Below are 15,894 nucleotides of genomic sequence, written 5' to 3'. Positions count from 1 at the left end.
GAGGCGCCGCTCAAAAACGGGCGGCGCCTCGCGATCTCACAGGCCGTTCTCGCGGAACTTGCCGTCGAGGAATTTCTTGGCGCGCGGCACGTCGTCTTCCGACAGATGCTCGATGATCATCGGGATATTGGGGTGCTTCTCGGCCAGACGCTTCAGGTAGAGGTCGTAGTTGAGCGAGCCGAGGCCCGGCGCCGGCAGTTCGATCTCGCCGACACCGCGGAAGGTGTGGCTTTCCATCGCATCGGCGTCGCCGATATCGGCGTGCTTTTCCGACTTGTCGTCGCCGGAACGCTTCACGTCCTTGGCATGCGCTATTCTGATCTTGTCGGTCAGCGTGTCGAAGACCTGGTTCAGGATCTGGTCCATCCGGTCAATGTTGTGGGTCTCGAAATAGTTGGTCGGGTCCATCAGCAGGCCGAGGCCGGGATGATCGACCTGGGCGAACATCTTCACCGTCTCTTCGACCGAGCCGACGACGTTGTTGACATAGGTTTCGAGCAGGAAGACCGCACCATGGTCGTAAGCCGTCTGGGCAAGGTCGGCGATCACCTTGCGGCATTCCTCGAAACCTTCCTCGGTCTTGTTCTTCGGGTGATGCACCCAGTCGGATTCGGTGTTGTAGGTGCCGGTTTCCGAGATCACGTAGGGCGAGCCGAAATGGCGGGCGTTGCGGATGATCTCCTTGAGATAGCCGACGCGCTTCTCGCGCTCGGCCTTGTCGGGATGGATGATGTTCGTATAGCCCGACACGCAGCAGACCGGCAGATTGTGGTCGCGGAAGGTGTCGCGCACCTTCTTCGCCTTGTCCTTGGTGATCTGCCCGGCCGAGAGATCGATGTCCTTGAAGTGCAGGTCGAGCTGCACCGTGTTGAAGCCGAGGCCGCGGATCTTCTTCGCCGTCTCTTCGAGGCCGTACGGGAAATAACCCGTGAAAATACCTGCCTGCATCATGATCTTGAATTCCTCCCTGTAAGCGATTCAGTTGATTAGGTTGATTCAGTTGATCCGGATTTCGGAGAGCTTGACCGTGCGGCCCGACGCGATGGAGCGGTAGCCCGCCTCGACCAGCGCCATGGTCTTGACGTTGTCGGCGACGGAGAGCGCCGGCGGCGTGCTGGTCTTCACCGCGTGCTGCAGCTGCTCCATCACGCCGATGAAGGCATGCGGGAACCACATCGTCTCCCAGCTCGGGCTCACCCATTCGCCGCCGGTCGTCTCGGCCGAAGCGTAGGTCAGTGTCGAGGCGGCACCTGTCGGCCAGCCGATCGTGCCCTTGGCGACGCCCTTGGTGCCGTCGACGCGCCAGTTGATGTGCTGGTCGTCTCGATAGCCTTCCTGGCGCGGGCCGGACCAGACGTCCTCGAGCGATACCGCGAGCACGCCCGATGGGAAGCGCAGCGTCGACACGGTGATGCCGTCGGAATGGTCGAACTGGGTGCGCGGGTCCTTGCGCGTCAGCGTCGTGATCTCGTCCGGATCGCCGAACAGGAAGCGCAGCACGTCGAGATGATGCACGCTCATATTGGCGAGCGTCAGCCGGTCATAGCCCTGGAGGAAGGTCTGCCAGTGCGGGATCGCATGCATGTCGATCTGCGCGAAGACGATGTCGCCGAGCGCGCCGCTGTCGATGATCTGCTTCAGAACGCGCATCGACTGGTCGTAGCGCATGTTCTGGTTGACCGAGAGGATCTTGCCGGCCTTCGCCGCCTCGTCACGCAGCTTGACGGCTTCCTCGACCGACAGCGCCAGCGGCTTCTGCGCGAGGATCGCCTTGATGTGCTTCTGCTTCAACGCATGGCGGATCAGCGCCGGCTGCTGGTCTGGCGGGAAAGCAAGATCGATGATCTCGACGTCAGCATCCTCGATCAGCTGTTCCGGCGTGTCGTGCACGGTCGCAATGCCCCAGCGGGTGGCGACCTTCTCAGCATTCGCCTTGGTGCGCGAGGCGATCGCCACCACCGGAAAGCCTGCTTCCTTGTAGGCGGCCAGATGGCACTCCGCCATGATCATGCCGGCGCCGACGCAGCCGATCCGGTAGTCCCTGGTGCGAACCTTGACGTCCGGCTCGAAGCCTTTTTCTGCCATCTCTTCCTCCCGAAATTCTGTCCTCGCGGTGGCCGTCACAGCGCGTCTCCGTCCTGGCCGAAATAATGCACTCTGGCCGGCTCGCAGGATATCGCCACCATCGCATCCGGCCTGATGTCAGGCTGCCCGCGCAGCAGTGCCCTGAGCCGCGCCTGCCCGGCAGCTAAAGTCACGACGGTATAGCCGCCGAGCGGCTCGACCTCGAACACGCGCGCCGGGCGGCTCCCTTCCGCCATCTCCTTGTCGTTCCAGGGCCGGACCTTGATGTCTTCCGGCCGCAGCCCAATCTCGATCGCTTCGGCCGGCGCCCTGGTATCGGCAATGCGGATTGTCCCTTCCGCGGCCTCGATCCCACCCGCGCCACGCACCGACGGCAGGATGTTCATCATCGGCGACCCCAGCATGCGCGCCACATAGGCGCTGGCCGGACGATCGTAGATTTCAGCCGGCGCGCCGATCTGCCTGATCCGGCCGTTCTCGAGGATGGCGATACGGTCGGCGACCGACATCGCCTCTTCCTGGTCATGCGTGACATAGATCAGCGTCTTGCCGAGCTCGCGCTGGATGCGCTTCAGCTCGACGCGTGTCTCCTCGCGCAGCCGCGCATCGAGCGCCGAGATCGGATCGTCCATCAGATAGGCCGCCGGGTCGCGCACCAGGGCGCGCGCGATCGCAACGCGCTGCCGCTCGCCGCCGGAAAGCTGCGCCGGCGGCTTGTGCAGGATGTGGCCGATGTGCAGCTTGGCCGCGACGTCGGCCAGCCGCTTTTCGATCTCGGCTTTCGCGACCTTCCGCTCGACCAGCGGGAAACGGACGTTGTCGCGCGCGCTCATATGCGGGAACAGCGCCAGGTTCTGAAACACCATGGCGACGTTGCGCTCTGCCGGCGAGACGCTGTTGACCGGCTTGCCGCCGATCAGGATCTCGCCTTGATCCGGCACTTCCAGGCCGAGCACAAGGCGCAGGATCGTCGACTTGCCCGACAGCGGCGGACCGAAAAAGCAGAAGAACTCGTTGTCGTTGACGGTGAACGAGGCATCGTCGACGGCAAGTGTGTTGCCGTAGCGCTTGGTGACATTGCGGAAAACGACATCGGCCATGGTTCAGCTCGCCTTCACTGCGAGGCCGGTGGAAGCATCGAAGACGCGCACCAACCAGGCCGGCGGCGCAACCACCGCCATCTGTCCGACCGACAGCCCGACATCGTTCTCGAACACCGCCTTCACCGCGCTCTCGCCATCACCAAGGTGGACGATGGTGCGCGCGCCGATCCGCTCGACGAAGCCCACTGGCATCGAGAGCCCGCGTTCGGCAAGCGTCGCCTGCTCCGGCCGGAACCCGTAAAGCACGTCGCCGCGCACCGCTCTCACAGCAAAAGCCAGTTCATCCGGCAACGGCGGCGTGACGCCGAGCGGACCGAGGTCAACCACCAGCCCGCGATCGCTTTCCGCCGGCCTGCCCTTGAGCAGGTTCATGCCCGGCGCGCCGATGAAGCGGGCGACGAAGACGTTTGCCGGATTGTTGTAGACCTCCAGCGGCGTGCCGACCTGCTGCAGCACGCCATGGTCCATCACCGCGATGCGGTCGGCCATGGTCATGGCTTCGAGCTGGTCATGCGTGACATAGACCATCGTCTGCCTGAACTGACGCTGCAGCTGCTTGAGCTCAGTGCGCATCACCGCGCGGAAGGCTGCATCGACATTCGACAGCGGCTCGTCGAGCAGGAAGATCGCCGGCTCCATGATCGCCGAGCGGCCGATCGCCACGCGCTGCAGGATATTGACCGAAAGCCGGTCAGCCTTGCGGTCGAGCAGCGACGTGAGTTGCAGCATCTCGGCGATGGCGCCGACACGGCGGTCGATCTCGGCCTTGGCGGCGCCGCGCATCCTCGGTCCGTAGCCAAGGTTCTGGCGCACCGTCATATGGGTGAAAATGGCGTAGTTCTGGAAGACGAAGCCGACGCCGCGCCGTCTCATCGGCACGCCGGCCATGTCGCGCTCGCCGAACAGGATCTTGCCGCTGGTCGGCTCCTCCATGCCGGCGATCATGTTCATCGTCGTCGACTTGCCGCAGCCGGACGGCCCGAGCAGCGCCATGAACTCGCCATCGGCGATTTCGAGGTCCATCGTCTTCAGCGCCGCGAAGTCGCCGAAGCTCTTGGTGAGGTTCTTGAGGTGGATGGCGCTCATAGCGGCACCTCCCGCGCCTTCGCTATCCGCTTCATGGCGCAGACCGCGACGATCGAAAGCACAATTAGGATGGCGAGAGCGATCGCCGCCACATAGCCCCAGATCAGGTCCTGGGTGGTGACCTTGTAGATGTAGACGGAGATCGTTTCGGTGGCGACGCCGGGCCCGCCGCCGGTCATGATGTAAAGCGTGTCGAAGATCTTGAAATCCTCGATTACCCTTATCGCCAGCGCGATGATGATGATCGTCTTCATCTTCGGCAGCACGATCGTCGTGAAGCGCTGCCATGCATTGGCGCCGAGCAGCGTCGCCGCCTTCATCTGGTCTTCCGGCACGCCGACCAGGCCGGCGAGCAGGATCAGGAACATCAGCGGCGTCCATTGCCAGATGTCGGCGATCATGACCGCGATCAGCGCCAGGTTCGGATCGGAAAGCCAGGCGATCGTCACCGGCGTGCCGATGATCCCCGACAGGATGTCGTTCACCGGACCGCCCGACTGGAACAGCATGAAGAACATGTAGCCGGCGACCGCGGGCACGACCATCATCGGCATCAACAGGATCGAATAGAAGATCCGCTTGCCGGGAAAGTCGTCCGCGAACAGCGTCGCCAGCGCCAAGCCGAGCAGGAACTCCGCCGGCACGCAGACCAGCATGACGATCGCCGTGCGCTCCAAGGCGCTCCAGAACCGGCTGTCGGCTGCGAGATCGGTATAGTTGGCAAAGCTGTTCCACATCTCCCAGGCGTTCCACCAGCCGACACCCGACAGCGGCGACCAGTCGGTGACGCTGATGTAGAGCTGCATCAAAAGCGGGAAGGCCGAGATGAACAGCACCAGGATCTGCGCCGGCAAGGTCAGGCGGAAGCCCAGCCGCGCGCCCTCGTCAGGCCTCGCGGGCTTTTTCCGCGCGTCCATCTCGCCCTCCGAAATCGTCGCCGTCACCGCGCTCATTGCTTGAGCGCTCCGAAGGTCAGCCCGCGCACCAGATGGCGCTGGATGGCGATGCCCATGATCACCGGCGGCACCGCCGCGATCAGGCCGAGCGCGGCCTTGGCGCCGTAGAGCTGCCCGGTCATCGAGGACGACAGCGACGCCATGTAGACGGGGATCGTCACCCATTCGCGCGTGGTGAGCAGCAGCGCGATGAGATAATCCGACCAGTTGAGGATGAAGACGAAGAGCGCGGCGCTCGCCAGCGGCGCGCGCATCATCGGCAGCGTGATGCGGGTGAAGACGCGCAGCCGCGAGCAGCCCTCGACGAGCGCCGCCTCCTCGATCTCGCGCGGCATGTCGTCGAAGAATGTCTTCATCAGCCAGAAGGCGAAGGGCAGCGTGACGATGCCGTAGATCAGCGCCAACCCCCACCACGTGTCGTTGAGATTGAGGAATGCCCACATGATCATCACCGGGATCATCACAGCCATCGGCGGAAACAGCCTGAGCTGGATCAGCGCCAGCGGCAGGTTCTGGCCGGAGCCGAAACGCGACAGGCCGTAGGCCGCGGCGGTGCCCGCCGACATGGCGATCGCCGTCCCGAACACCGCCGAGAGCAGCGACGACAGGATCGGCTTCAGCGCGGTGTGGTCGAGCGCGACGATCAGGTCGTTGGTGGAGTGGCCGAACACGAACTGGAAGTTGGCGAGCGTCGGCTGCTTCGGCCACCAGGTCAGGTCGGTGCCGGTCGCCGACCACTCGCCGATCGGCTTGAAGGCCATCGAAACCATCCACAGGATCGGCACCAGCGTCACCGCCACCGCCGCGAAAATCGCGGCGTAACGGAATATCTCGAAGGGAACGGAACGCTTCATCTGGCTGCTTTGCTGGTGGCGTTGCTGGCGAAGGGGAGGAGCAGCCGCCCCTCCCCTCCTTTTCTGATCCAGGGAGACGGATCAGCTGATCGGATCGAGAACGGTCGGCCAGGCCTCCTTGTTGGTCTTGATGGCTTCGTTGAGCTTGTCCTCGCCGATGCGCCGGGCGATCCTCTTCCACTCGCGCTCGGTGTCGGCCATCGCCTGCTCAGGCGTCTTGGCCTTGGTCAGCGAGGCCATAAGGTTCTCGTCGAGCGCGTTGTGGAAAGCCGTGGCGCCGGGATAGTTGATGGTCGGCACCGTGCGCGCCACCGTCTCGCGCACCACGTCCATGTGGTAGGCGTGATAGGTCTGGCGTACGAGCGGATCGGAGAAGTCCGAGAGCCGGAACGGATCGAGATAGCCGCCGGGATTGGCGCTCATCCAGGCATAGATGCGGGCCGAGCCCAGCCACTGCAGCAGAAGGTAAGCAGCCTCCGGATTCTTCGACTGCGACGACACCATGCCGGTCAGCGAGAACCACAGAACGGAACGGCTGATCAGCTTGCCGTCGATCTCGCGTCCCGGCGGCAGCATCGAGCCGACCTTGCCGGTGACGGCCGAATCCTTGTTGCCGGCATTGTCGAGGAATTTCGGCAGGTTGGAGAAGGCGCAGGTCATCGCCGCCCCGCCCTTGGCGAAATTGCCGTACTGCTCCGGCCAGCCCCACGAGATAGCATCCGGCGAATGATGCGCCAGCGAGTCGACATATTCCTTCGTCGCCGCGACGCCATGTTCAGAATTGATCAGCGGCTTGCCGTCGTCGCCGAACAGGAACTGGTTGGGCGACGCCATCGAGACATAGCGCTGGTACCAGTTGGTGTAGCCCCAGCCCTGATTGCGCAGGTCGGTCGAGCCGAACAGGCCCTTGTCCGGCCGCTGGAAGAAGGCCGCGACCTCTCTGTGCTGCTTCCAGGTTTTTGGCGGGGCAAGGTCGTAACCATACTTGTCCTTGAAGGCCTTTTGCTCGGCGGCGTCGCCGAACAGGTCCGTGCGGTAGACCCAGGTCTGGAAGTCGCCGTCGAGCGACACGCCATAGGTCGAACCGCGATACTGGTTGAGCAGCGACACGCCCTTGGCGCCGTTGACGTAACCCTGCTTGGGATCGTCCCATTCCGGTCTGTGCTTGGCAACGAAGTCGTCGAGCTTGGCGATGCCGCCGGTTTCGGCGAGATCGCCAAGCCGGTTCCACTCCGTCGAATAGATGTCGTAGGCCCCACCCTTGGTGGAGATGTCCTGCATCGTCTTGGTGAATTCCTGGCCGTTGGGCAGGCCGACGATCTCGATCTGGATGCCCGTATCTTTCTCCCACAGATCCTTGATCGATGGCGCACCGGCCGGGAAAGGCTTGGTCAGTTGGCCGATCGATCCGTCGGAGAGGCCGAGCACGATCTTCGCCGGCGCGTTGCCGGCCGCCTTCAGGGCCTTGGCCGCCTCGATGGCGCGCCCTTCCGGCGTGTCTGGGCCATACTGGTAGCGCTCCGCGCCGTCGAAGCCGGTCGGCCCGCCGATCATGCCGGGCGCCAGGGCATCCGCCGCGAAGGCGCGGCCGGGACGAATGAATTGCGGTGCAATACCTGTCGCGGCGACGAACACCGCGGCCTTTCCTCCGGACGCCAACAGGCGGCGCCGCGACATGCGGATCAAATGAGACATCGAATTCCTCCCTCGGGGCCTGTTCCTCCATGGCCCGCGTGAGGGATATTGACGCCAGCCTATGAAGCCTGTCAACATCATAAATAATCAAAATACTTCATAAGATCGCAAATGAGGGTGAAAATGCAGTCCACCGAACCCATCACGCCGCACCCATTGCTCGGATTTGAGGGGGTCTCGCCGCGATCCGAGCGGGTTGGCCCGACATTCGCTGCCTTATGTACCGGGCCGACTTGCGCGCAGACCAAGAGCGGTTACATCATTTCACATCAGAATCGCGGTCGCTGCTGAGGCGTTTTCCGGAACTGAGTGGAAGCTACGTGATTTTGATGCTTGCGATGAGGTGCTCGACGTGCGGTCAACCCTGACAGACATAGCCCGGGAAGCCGGTGTTTCTCCGGCCACGGTCGACCGCGTGCTCAACAACCGGCCGGGCGTGCGCGCCCGCACCCGCGAGATCGTCATCGAGATGGCGCAGCGTTTGGGCTACATCGCCGAAACGCCAGACGGTGCGCCGCAGCGAGCCGTGGCGGGCCAGACGATAAGGCTTGACTTCGCGCTGCCGGCCGGCACCAACTCCTTCATCAAGCTCCTGCACCGGCACATCGAGGCGCAGGCGCTGACGCGGCCCGATCTCGACATCCGCGTCACGACCATCGAAGGGTTCAATCCCGACCGGCTCGCCCGCCTGCTGCAGGACCTGCATGGCCAGACGCAGGGCGTCGGCGTCATCGCGCTCGACCATCCGACCGTGCGCGAGGCGATCCGCTCGCTGTCGGCCAGCGACATCAAGGTCGTGACCATCGCCTCCGACATCCTGCATGTGCCGCGCGTCGCCTATATCGGCATCGACAACCGCGCCGCCGGGCGGCTGGCCGGTTATCTGCTTAACCGCTTCATGGGCGCGGGACATCCGGGCAAGGTCGCGCTGTTCGCCGGCTCGCTCGCCTATCGCGGCCACGAGGAGCGCGAGATGGGCTTCCGCCATATCGTCGCCGAGGAATCTCCCAACCTCGAGATCGTCGAGATGCGTGAAATGCTCGACGACCGCGAAAAGGCCTATTCGGAAGCCTCCGCCTTGCTCGAGCGCCACCCCGACCTCGCCGCGATCTACAATGTCGGCGCCGGCAACACCGGCATCGCCCGCGCGCTGAAGGAACGCGGACGCGCGAAGGAGATCATCTTCCTCGGTCATGAGGTGACGGACGGAACTAAGGAACTGCTGCTCGACGGCACACTCGATGCGGTGATCGACCAGAACCCGCGAGTCGAAGCCAGGGAGGCGCTCAACATCCTCTCCCACTCCGTCAGGGGAATGCCCTACGAGCTCCACCAGCCGCGGCTGCAGGTCATCTTCCGCGAGAGTATCCCGGAGATTTGAAGGCTCCAGAGGGGAGAGCCGCGCGCGACGCCCAGCTGATTGCGAATTGTAGAACTGTGCAAGGACCCAGCGAACGTTCTGGCCGTGAGCGGACCGTGGAAAGCCGACCGTGATTTCCTTCGTTGAGCACCGCCAGTTCGTCCTCTCGAAATTGCTTGGCCAGGTCTGCCGGAAAGAAATCGAAATCTGTTTTGCCGAGGATCTCTTCCACGCTCGACGCTCGCAGCAAGTGGGCCGTTGCTGGATTTGCGGCAAGGAACCGACCTTCAACATCCTTGATGTTCAAACAGTCCGGCAGTGCCTCGACCATCGACCGAAAGAGCTTATTGACGTGGTAAAGCTCACGCTGCCTCTCCTCGTGCAGTAGTAACACGCTCAGGGAAAGGGTGGCGACGAATCCTAACAATGTCGACGCCCAGAGGTGCGGCAGTAGGATTGCCTGACTTGCCGCCGGCATAGTCAGAACGATCGACGAACCGCTCAATGCGACCACCACCGCGAGCAGGATAAGTTCGATATACCGAACCCGGCGCTGCTGGCGCAGAGAATAGCCGACCAACCCAATGACGGTTGCGAGCATGATGCCCAAGACGCCTGACAGTACGGCTCCCCCGAGATAGAGGCGGTAGATCAAAGCCGCACCGGCCGCCATGACAGCGGCAGGCACTCCACCAAAGAAGCCGGTGACAACTAACAATGGCCCACGAAGGTCGCTGTAAACGCCAGGAGACGCTTCTAACGCCATCATCGAGCCGATCGTGCCGGCGGTCATCACGACGCCGAACAGGAGCTGTTGGTAGCGTCCACTCAGCCGAGCGACGAAATCACTAACCGCCACCAAGGTACCTTTCCGCGTAAGCGATCCAAGGTATGGTGAAAGATCACGGCTTCCGAAGGGTTACGCCACTTTGGTTAATTAACGTAAAGGTTATCATACGGTGCTTCTTCCAGTCACCCGCTGCAGCCGCCCACGCTCATGGCGCATGTATATTCAGGCGCCACCACCTCACTTGGCCGAAGCATTCCAGGCATCTGATTGAGCAGGGTTGCGAGCCCGGTGATAATCTGGGGCATGAACGAACGGCTTTGCGATCATGAGGCTGTTTGGCACCCCGAGCGGAGGCCAATCGTCCGCCCCATCGCCGCTCATGCAGATCATGGGCAAAGCGGGTTTGACCGCTCCCATATGGTGGGCGATGTCCCAGCCGGTGGGGCCATCCCCGAGCCTTATGTCCGTCACGAGAGCCCCTGCGCCATCCGGGTCACGATCAAAGGCCGCCATGGCATCATCCCCTTTGTATACGGCGAGCACCTCAAATCCCGCCTCTTCGAGGGAATGTTCAACGTCCAAGAGGATGATGCTCTCATCCTCCACACCAGGACGACACCATAGAAAGTCAGCTTCGCTCGCAATTGCCCAACGAGCCGAACGGTCGGAGGCTGTGAAGGTCCCATGTCAACATCATTTGTTGGTCGGAGCAGGACGCGCTCCTAGATTTGTAGCCTGCCTAAGTACCTTCTAGCCTCCTGAGGTGTCGCGTTATTCTCAAGACCGTACCGCAGCGCATACCTTGTAGTTAGGGCCAACGGGGCTGCTGCTTGGTCTTCGCCGGACCGGTGGGCAATACAAGCTCACATGATGTTTCGTCGGGTGATCCGTCGCTTCATGTCCGACGCGTTGAGGATGATCACAAGGTCGGTCGCATTGGCCAATTCCAGGCCAATCGCAGGGTGACCCTCAGGTTCAGCAGGCTGTCCCGTGTGGCGGTCGACCACCGACCAGCCCTTTGCGTCTCGCTTGAGTTCGAACCTGTCGTGCGCCATGAGGAAGATTTAGAGCGTCTTCTTCGGGTCGACAGCGTGAAGCAGTTCTTGACCGCGAAACCCCGTTTGGTAGTGAGCTATCAGGTTTGCGGCCAGTTGTTCGGCAGCCTCGCTTTTGCGTTCGATGTGGTCCGCGCACATATTTGATCGAAGATATCCTGAAGGAGCGATAGCTCATCAGGTTCGAAGATGCCATAATCGGCAAGGCGTCTTATTGGCATTTGGCCCCTGCCCCCTCAGCAGGGATCATTCAAGGAGGATCAGGTCGTTGTCAACGCGACCAATGGTCGGAAATATTTCCAGAAGAATGTCCGGGCGCGGTCGGATAACCGGCACGCGCGAAATCCCCCTGTGCCGCCTCTCTCCGGCTGCGCGCGTTGCCTCAACGTCGAGCCAGCGCCGGTCGCTCAGCGGGTTCCTCGCTCGGCGCATCGAGCGCTTCAAGCAGAGAGGTGATTGACTCCGGCAGTGTCGGTTCCACGGTGAGATCGAGGAGCTTGTGCAAAAAAGTCCCGATTTGCCTTGGAACGAACGAGCTTCCGCAAGGTGCTGGCAGCAAGCCTCTCTTCTATTGTCGGACAGTCGGCCATGTGGGGGAGCCTTTGATTTCAACCCGAACGCCACGACGAGCGAGATGGTTCCGAGGGGATCTTCTCTTTCCGCGCCCTTCTGGAGCCTGGACCGCAAAATCGACGGCTGACCGCGGCAGCTGCCGGGCCTCATCATTTTAGACTGAGGAGCCTAAATTAACACCCGAGGAGCGCGCAGAAGGCCTCTATCTGGTCGGGTTTGCGGCTCCCGAGTTTGAAGCGGCGACATGCCATGTCGGCGAAACAGTCCCTCGTACGGTGTTTGCGGGCGCCGCCATCGGCGGACTTTACTTCATTGTCTTGCCGATTGGCTGGTTGGGTGCGTCGGGTCTCAGTCGCTGAGCACGGACCTGGCTGTCGCTCTCGGCCTGCTTTTGCTCCCCTGCTTGGCAGTTTTGGGAAGGGCAGCCGCCATCTGGTTCATGATGCTCAACTGTTCCATGGAAGATGCTGCCGCTGGCGGGCGCCTCTCGAACCTTGGCGCTTAGTGAGGGCCGGCTCGCCACATTCGGGTCCTCGAGAAAAATAAAAGCCCCGCTAGCGATCAACCGAACTCTTGTTCGTCTTGGCCGAGCATCTTGTTCAAAGCCGAAACAAGAGCCGTGGCAACGACTGGTTTCGCCAGAAACGGATACGCGCGAAGCATTTCAGGGACGTCGGAAGGCGTGTAGCCGCTGACGAAGACGAACGGTATCTTGCGGTGCTGTAAATGTGGGACCAGCGGCGCGCTTGTCTCGCCGTTGAGACCGATATCGAGGACCGCGGCGGAAATGGCTTCGGTTTCGATCAGTTTGATCGCGAGCTTCACCGACGGGACAGGCCCGACAATCCCGAAACCGGCTTCCTCAAGCACATAACGGTGTTCCTCCGCGACGAGCCATTCGTCCTCTACTACCAGGACCCTGAATTCAGCCATTCAAATCCTCCCGACGGACGACCGGAAATGAAAGGTGCAGGCTAAAACCATCCGGGAGAAAGGCTGTTTCGACCTTCCCACCCAGCCGATATTCGATTTCCCCCTTCACCAGGGTAAGACCGAAGCCATCGCCATTTGGCGGGGTCGTGGGAGGTCCGCCAGTTTCTTTCCAGGACAGCTGGAACTGATCTTCTGAAGCTGACCAGTGGACCGAAATTTTCCCGCCGGTTTCGGAAAATGCGCCGTATTTTGCCGCGTTCGTCGCCAGCTCATGCAACACCATGCCAAGGGATAAACCCTGTTGCGGCCTGAGCCTTGTATCGGGTCCTGACCATCTGACACGGTCGAGACCAAACGGCTCCGTCTCCTGTTGGATTATCTCTTTGACCGATGCATCCTTCCAGTTGTCACGGGAAAGAATGCCATAGGCGCGGGCCATGGCGTGCAGGCGTCCGATCAACGATTCGTTGAATGCCTCGGGCGAGGTCGCATGCCTCCGGGTTTGCCCGGCAATGCTTATCGCCACCGCAATCATGTTTTTTACGCGGTGGTTGAGTTCGGAAATCAGGACACGCTGATGGCTCTCCGCTTCTGCAATCGTGGTGACATCGACAAACGTCACGACAACGCCTTGGATCTTGCCAACGCCATCGCGATAAGGAATCAGGCGCACAAGGTAATGAAAGCCATCGCTATCTCGCGATAGCTGATGCTCGATCATTTGCCCGGTCTGAAAAACCTTGCCGATGTGGTTCTTGAGCTGCGGATAGTCGAGGCGGCTGGCAAGATCCGTCAGCGGCCGACCGACGTCCGATGGCAAGAGATTGAAGAAGGAAGAAGCCGCCGGCGTAAAGCTTCGGATCACCAGTTGGGTGTCGAGAAACACCGTGGCAATCTGCGTGCTTTCGAAGAGGTTCTTCAGGTCGCTGTTGGCACGGTCGAGGTCTTCGACCTTGGAGATCAGCTCGGCATTAATGGTGTTCAATTCCTCGTTGAGGGATTGCATCTCCTCCTTCGACGCTTCCAGCTCCTCATTGGAGGATTGCGCCTCTTCATTGACTGACACCAATTCCTCGTTGGAGGATTTCAGCTCCTCGAGCGCGGTCTCATATTCCTCGATCGTTGACTGCAGCCGTTCGCGCATATCGCGCAATTCCCGCTCCAGATCGGCGGCACCGGCGTCGTCACCGTCTCCAGTTTTAAATGTCTCCAGCCGGGGGTGCGATGGTCCGATCGGCTCGAACAGCACCAAGAAAAGCGGCTCGCTGTTGCCACGCTCTGCAAGCGGTTCGATGGTCAGCTTAACGAACTGGACGCGGTCTTCGTCTTCTTCCACGGCAATGGAGTCGCGGCTGACCGTACGCCTGGTTTCTGCCGATTCGTGCAACGCGGCCCGCAATTCCAGGCGCAAGCCGCTCCGAGCCATGGTCAGCAACTGCCTGCTCGGTATACCCTGCGGCGGTTCCAGATATTTGCCGGTCCGCGCGGAATAGTAGACCACGTCGCCGTCGCCGTTGGCCACCACGTGCGCTGGCGCAAACCGCTCGAGGACCTGCGCTTCGACCGTTTGCCTCAACGAGTACGAAATACCAGGGCGCGGACGTGTGTCGGAGCCAGGGAAGTTGCCAACTGACGCGGTATTCAGCAGGATCGGCAGCCGCATGGGGGCGGAATGTTCGCGCGCCTTGAAGATACGCTGTTTCTTGTCGACGGGCGTGAAAAGATCGCCATGCTGGCTGGCACTCTCGGACGTGCCGAGGAATAGATAGCCCCCGGGTTTCAAAGAGTAATGAAACATGGGGATGACTTGCTTCTGGATATCGGGTCCCAAATAGATCAGCAGATTGCGGCAGGACACGAGGTCCATGCGCGAAAATGGTGGGTCACGGATGACGCTGTGCGCTGAAAAGATGCAGAGATCGCGGACCGCCTTGCCCAGCACATAGCTTGCACCGTCATAGCTGAAAAAGCGTTCGCGCCGTTCGGCGGATACGCCGGCAAGCAGCGCTTCGGGGAAACGGGCCGAACGTGCGACGCCAAGAGCGGCTTCGTCGATATCGGTCGCAAATATCTGCACGCGCGGCACAGGCGCCCGATCCTCCATGTACTCACGCATCAGCATGCCGATGGAAAATACCTCCTCGCCGGTGGCGCAGCCGGGTACCCAGATCCGGATGTTATCGTTGGCATCACGGCCCTTGAACAATTCGGGGATTACCAAGTCTTCGAGAACTTTGAACGCATCCTCATCACGGAAGAAATTGGTGACGTTGATCAGAAGATCGCGAAACAGCGCCCGGACCTCATCCGGATTCGACCGGAGAAGCTGCACGTAGTCGTCGATCGAAGCGTTCTGGGTTATTTGCATGCGACGCTTCACACGGCGCAGGAAGGTCTTGACTTTGTAGCCGGAGAAATCATGCCCGGAATGGCTGCTCAGGATTGCGTAAATGTCGCGTTGTGCTTCGCGCAGGCTGCGCTCCACAGACTCCCCGTCCTCCTCAATCTTGGCAACCAATTCGAAGCTGTGAACAAATTCGATGAGTTTTTCACCCATAGCGTCCGCTGGCACCGCGATGTCGATCAATCCCGAGCCGATCGCGCTTTGCGGCATGTCCGGATTGCGGGGTCCCGACCCGTCCGGGGCCTGGGCCAAGGTTAGCCCGCCATGTTCCTTGATCGCCTTGACACCAAGTGTGCCGTCGGAATCACCGCCCGACAGGATGATGCCGACAGCATATTCGCCATGAGCTTCGGCGAGCGCACTTAAGAAGATGTCTATGGGCTTGCGTTCGCGTGAAATTGAATTCGGCTGGCGAAGCTTGAGCTTCATGCCTTCGATGGCAAGGATTGCGTTGTGCGGCATCACATAGATGACGTCAGGCCGTACCTCCAAATCATCCTCGGCGATGATAACCGGCATATCGGTATAGCGCGCGATCACCTCGTGAAGCAGGCTCTCCCGTTCCGGGCTCAGGTGGGTAACAATCACAAAGGCCACGCCGCATTTGTCTGGCATACCGCGGAAAAGCCCCTCCATCGCCGGAATGCCACCGGCTGACGCGCCGACGCCGACGATCGGGAATTTTTTCTGCCGAGGCATTCGATCCCACCCCTAACCTTCAACAACGTCGCCGCGCCGAAAACGATCCATGAATTCTATGCGGAGCGAATGGCTTCTGCGAGCGCCATGAGCTGCCATATCAAGTCGCTAACTCTTACGTTCCGTAAACTCGAACCGGAAAGTCCAGCCGCGTTGTTAGTATGGCACGGCAAACCTGGAGATCGAAACTGCGAGAACCACGCGTAGGCGCTGCCAGAACCGAACGAAGGTCCTGACGTTAGGATCAGCAAGCACAGTGCGAGGCAGAGAAACCGGAGCTAGACGTTGAATCGCGAAATCC

13 protein-coding genes are annotated in these 15,894 nt (G+C 61.2%); 2 read left to right on the top strand and 11 right to left on the bottom strand.

Going from position 1 to position 15,894, the window contains the following annotated elements; translation table 11 throughout:
• Nucleotides 1–36: 36 nt before the first annotated feature.
• The 7 genes from O7A05_RS26630 to O7A05_RS26600 all read right to left on the bottom strand — a co-directional run bounded on the left by O7A05_RS26630 (nt 37) and on the right by O7A05_RS26600 (nt 7,779).
• Nucleotides 37–951: a sugar phosphate isomerase/epimerase family protein gene (locus tag O7A05_RS26630; RefSeq protein WP_337095962.1), complete on the bottom strand. Its 915-nt coding sequence runs from the start codon at nt 949–951 to the stop codon at nt 37–39.
• A 45-nt stretch (nt 952–996) separates the two neighbouring features.
• Nucleotides 997–2,085, bottom strand: coding sequence for a Gfo/Idh/MocA family protein (locus O7A05_RS26625; protein WP_337095961.1), 1,089 nt, complete (start codon nt 2,083–2,085; stop codon nt 997–999).
• Nucleotides 2,086–2,120: 35 nt separating this feature from the next.
• Nucleotides 2,121–3,185 carry an ABC transporter ATP-binding protein gene (locus O7A05_RS26620; protein ID WP_337095960.1) on the bottom strand — a complete coding sequence of 355 codons (1,065 nt, stop codon included), beginning with the start codon at nt 3,183–3,185 and terminating at the stop codon, nt 2,121–2,123.
• A 3-nt stretch (nt 3,186–3,188) separates the two neighbouring features.
• Entirely contained in the window at nt 3,189–4,274 is a 1,086-nt protein-coding gene (locus O7A05_RS26615; protein WP_337095958.1) for an ABC transporter ATP-binding protein, read from the bottom strand.
• Entirely contained in the window at nt 4,271–5,227 is a 957-nt protein-coding gene (locus tag O7A05_RS26610; RefSeq protein ID WP_337095957.1) for a carbohydrate ABC transporter permease, read from the bottom strand. Before O7A05_RS26610 ends, O7A05_RS26615 begins: the two co-directional genes overlap by 4 nt.
• A complete protein-coding gene (locus O7A05_RS26605; protein WP_337095955.1) occupies nt 5,224–6,084 on the bottom strand; it encodes a carbohydrate ABC transporter permease in 861 nt (286 codons plus the stop codon). The genes O7A05_RS26610 and O7A05_RS26605 overlap by 4 nt, the downstream gene beginning before the upstream one ends.
• An 81-nt stretch (nt 6,085–6,165) precedes the next feature.
• Nucleotides 6,166–7,779: an extracellular solute-binding protein gene (locus O7A05_RS26600; protein ID WP_337095954.1), complete on the bottom strand. Its 1,614-nt coding sequence runs from the start codon at nt 7,777–7,779 to the stop codon at nt 6,166–6,168.
• A gap of 352 nt (nt 7,780–8,131) precedes the next feature.
• On the opposite strand from O7A05_RS26600, the gene O7A05_RS26595 reads away from it, so the two are divergent.
• On the top strand, nt 8,132–9,160 hold the full coding sequence (locus O7A05_RS26595; protein WP_337095953.1) for a LacI family DNA-binding transcriptional regulator: 1,029 nt from the start codon (nt 8,132–8,134) through the stop codon (nt 9,158–9,160).
• Here the strand turns inward: O7A05_RS26595 and O7A05_RS26590 are convergent.
• Together O7A05_RS26590 and O7A05_RS26585 are read right to left on the bottom strand one after the other, a co-directional pair.
• Nucleotides 9,129–9,998, bottom strand: coding sequence for a LytS/YhcK type 5TM receptor domain-containing protein (locus O7A05_RS26590; protein WP_337095952.1), 870 nt, complete (start codon nt 9,996–9,998; stop codon nt 9,129–9,131). The genes O7A05_RS26595 and O7A05_RS26590 overlap by 32 nt on opposite strands.
• A 168-nt stretch (nt 9,999–10,166) precedes the next feature.
• Nucleotides 10,167–10,511, bottom strand: coding sequence for a response regulator (locus tag O7A05_RS26585; protein WP_337095951.1), 345 nt, complete (start codon nt 10,509–10,511; stop codon nt 10,167–10,169).
• 248 nt (nt 10,512–10,759) lie between these two features.
• Between O7A05_RS26585 and O7A05_RS26580 the strand changes: the two genes are divergently transcribed.
• Nucleotides 10,760–11,131 (top strand): hypothetical protein, encoded by a 372-nt coding sequence (locus O7A05_RS26580; RefSeq protein WP_337095950.1) that lies wholly within the window; start codon nt 10,760–10,762, stop codon nt 11,129–11,131.
• Nucleotides 11,132–12,118: 987 nt separating this feature from the next.
• On the opposite strand, the gene O7A05_RS26575 is transcribed toward O7A05_RS26580, so the two are convergent.
• On the bottom strand, nt 12,119–12,490 hold the full coding sequence (locus tag O7A05_RS26575; RefSeq protein WP_337095949.1) for a response regulator: 372 nt from the start codon (nt 12,488–12,490) through the stop codon (nt 12,119–12,121).
• Entirely contained in the window at nt 12,483–15,593 is a 3,111-nt protein-coding gene (locus O7A05_RS26570; RefSeq protein ID WP_337095947.1) for a CheR family methyltransferase, read from the bottom strand. Before O7A05_RS26570 ends, O7A05_RS26575 begins: the two co-directional genes overlap by 8 nt.
• Nucleotides 15,594–15,894 lie beyond the last annotated feature (301 nt).

Source organism: Mesorhizobium argentiipisi (SeqCode), from assembly GCF_037179585.1.
Taxonomy (GTDB): domain Bacteria; phylum Pseudomonadota; class Alphaproteobacteria; order Rhizobiales; family Rhizobiaceae; genus Mesorhizobium; species Mesorhizobium argentiipisi.
This window is presented reverse-complemented; position numbering and strand designations above follow the sequence as displayed.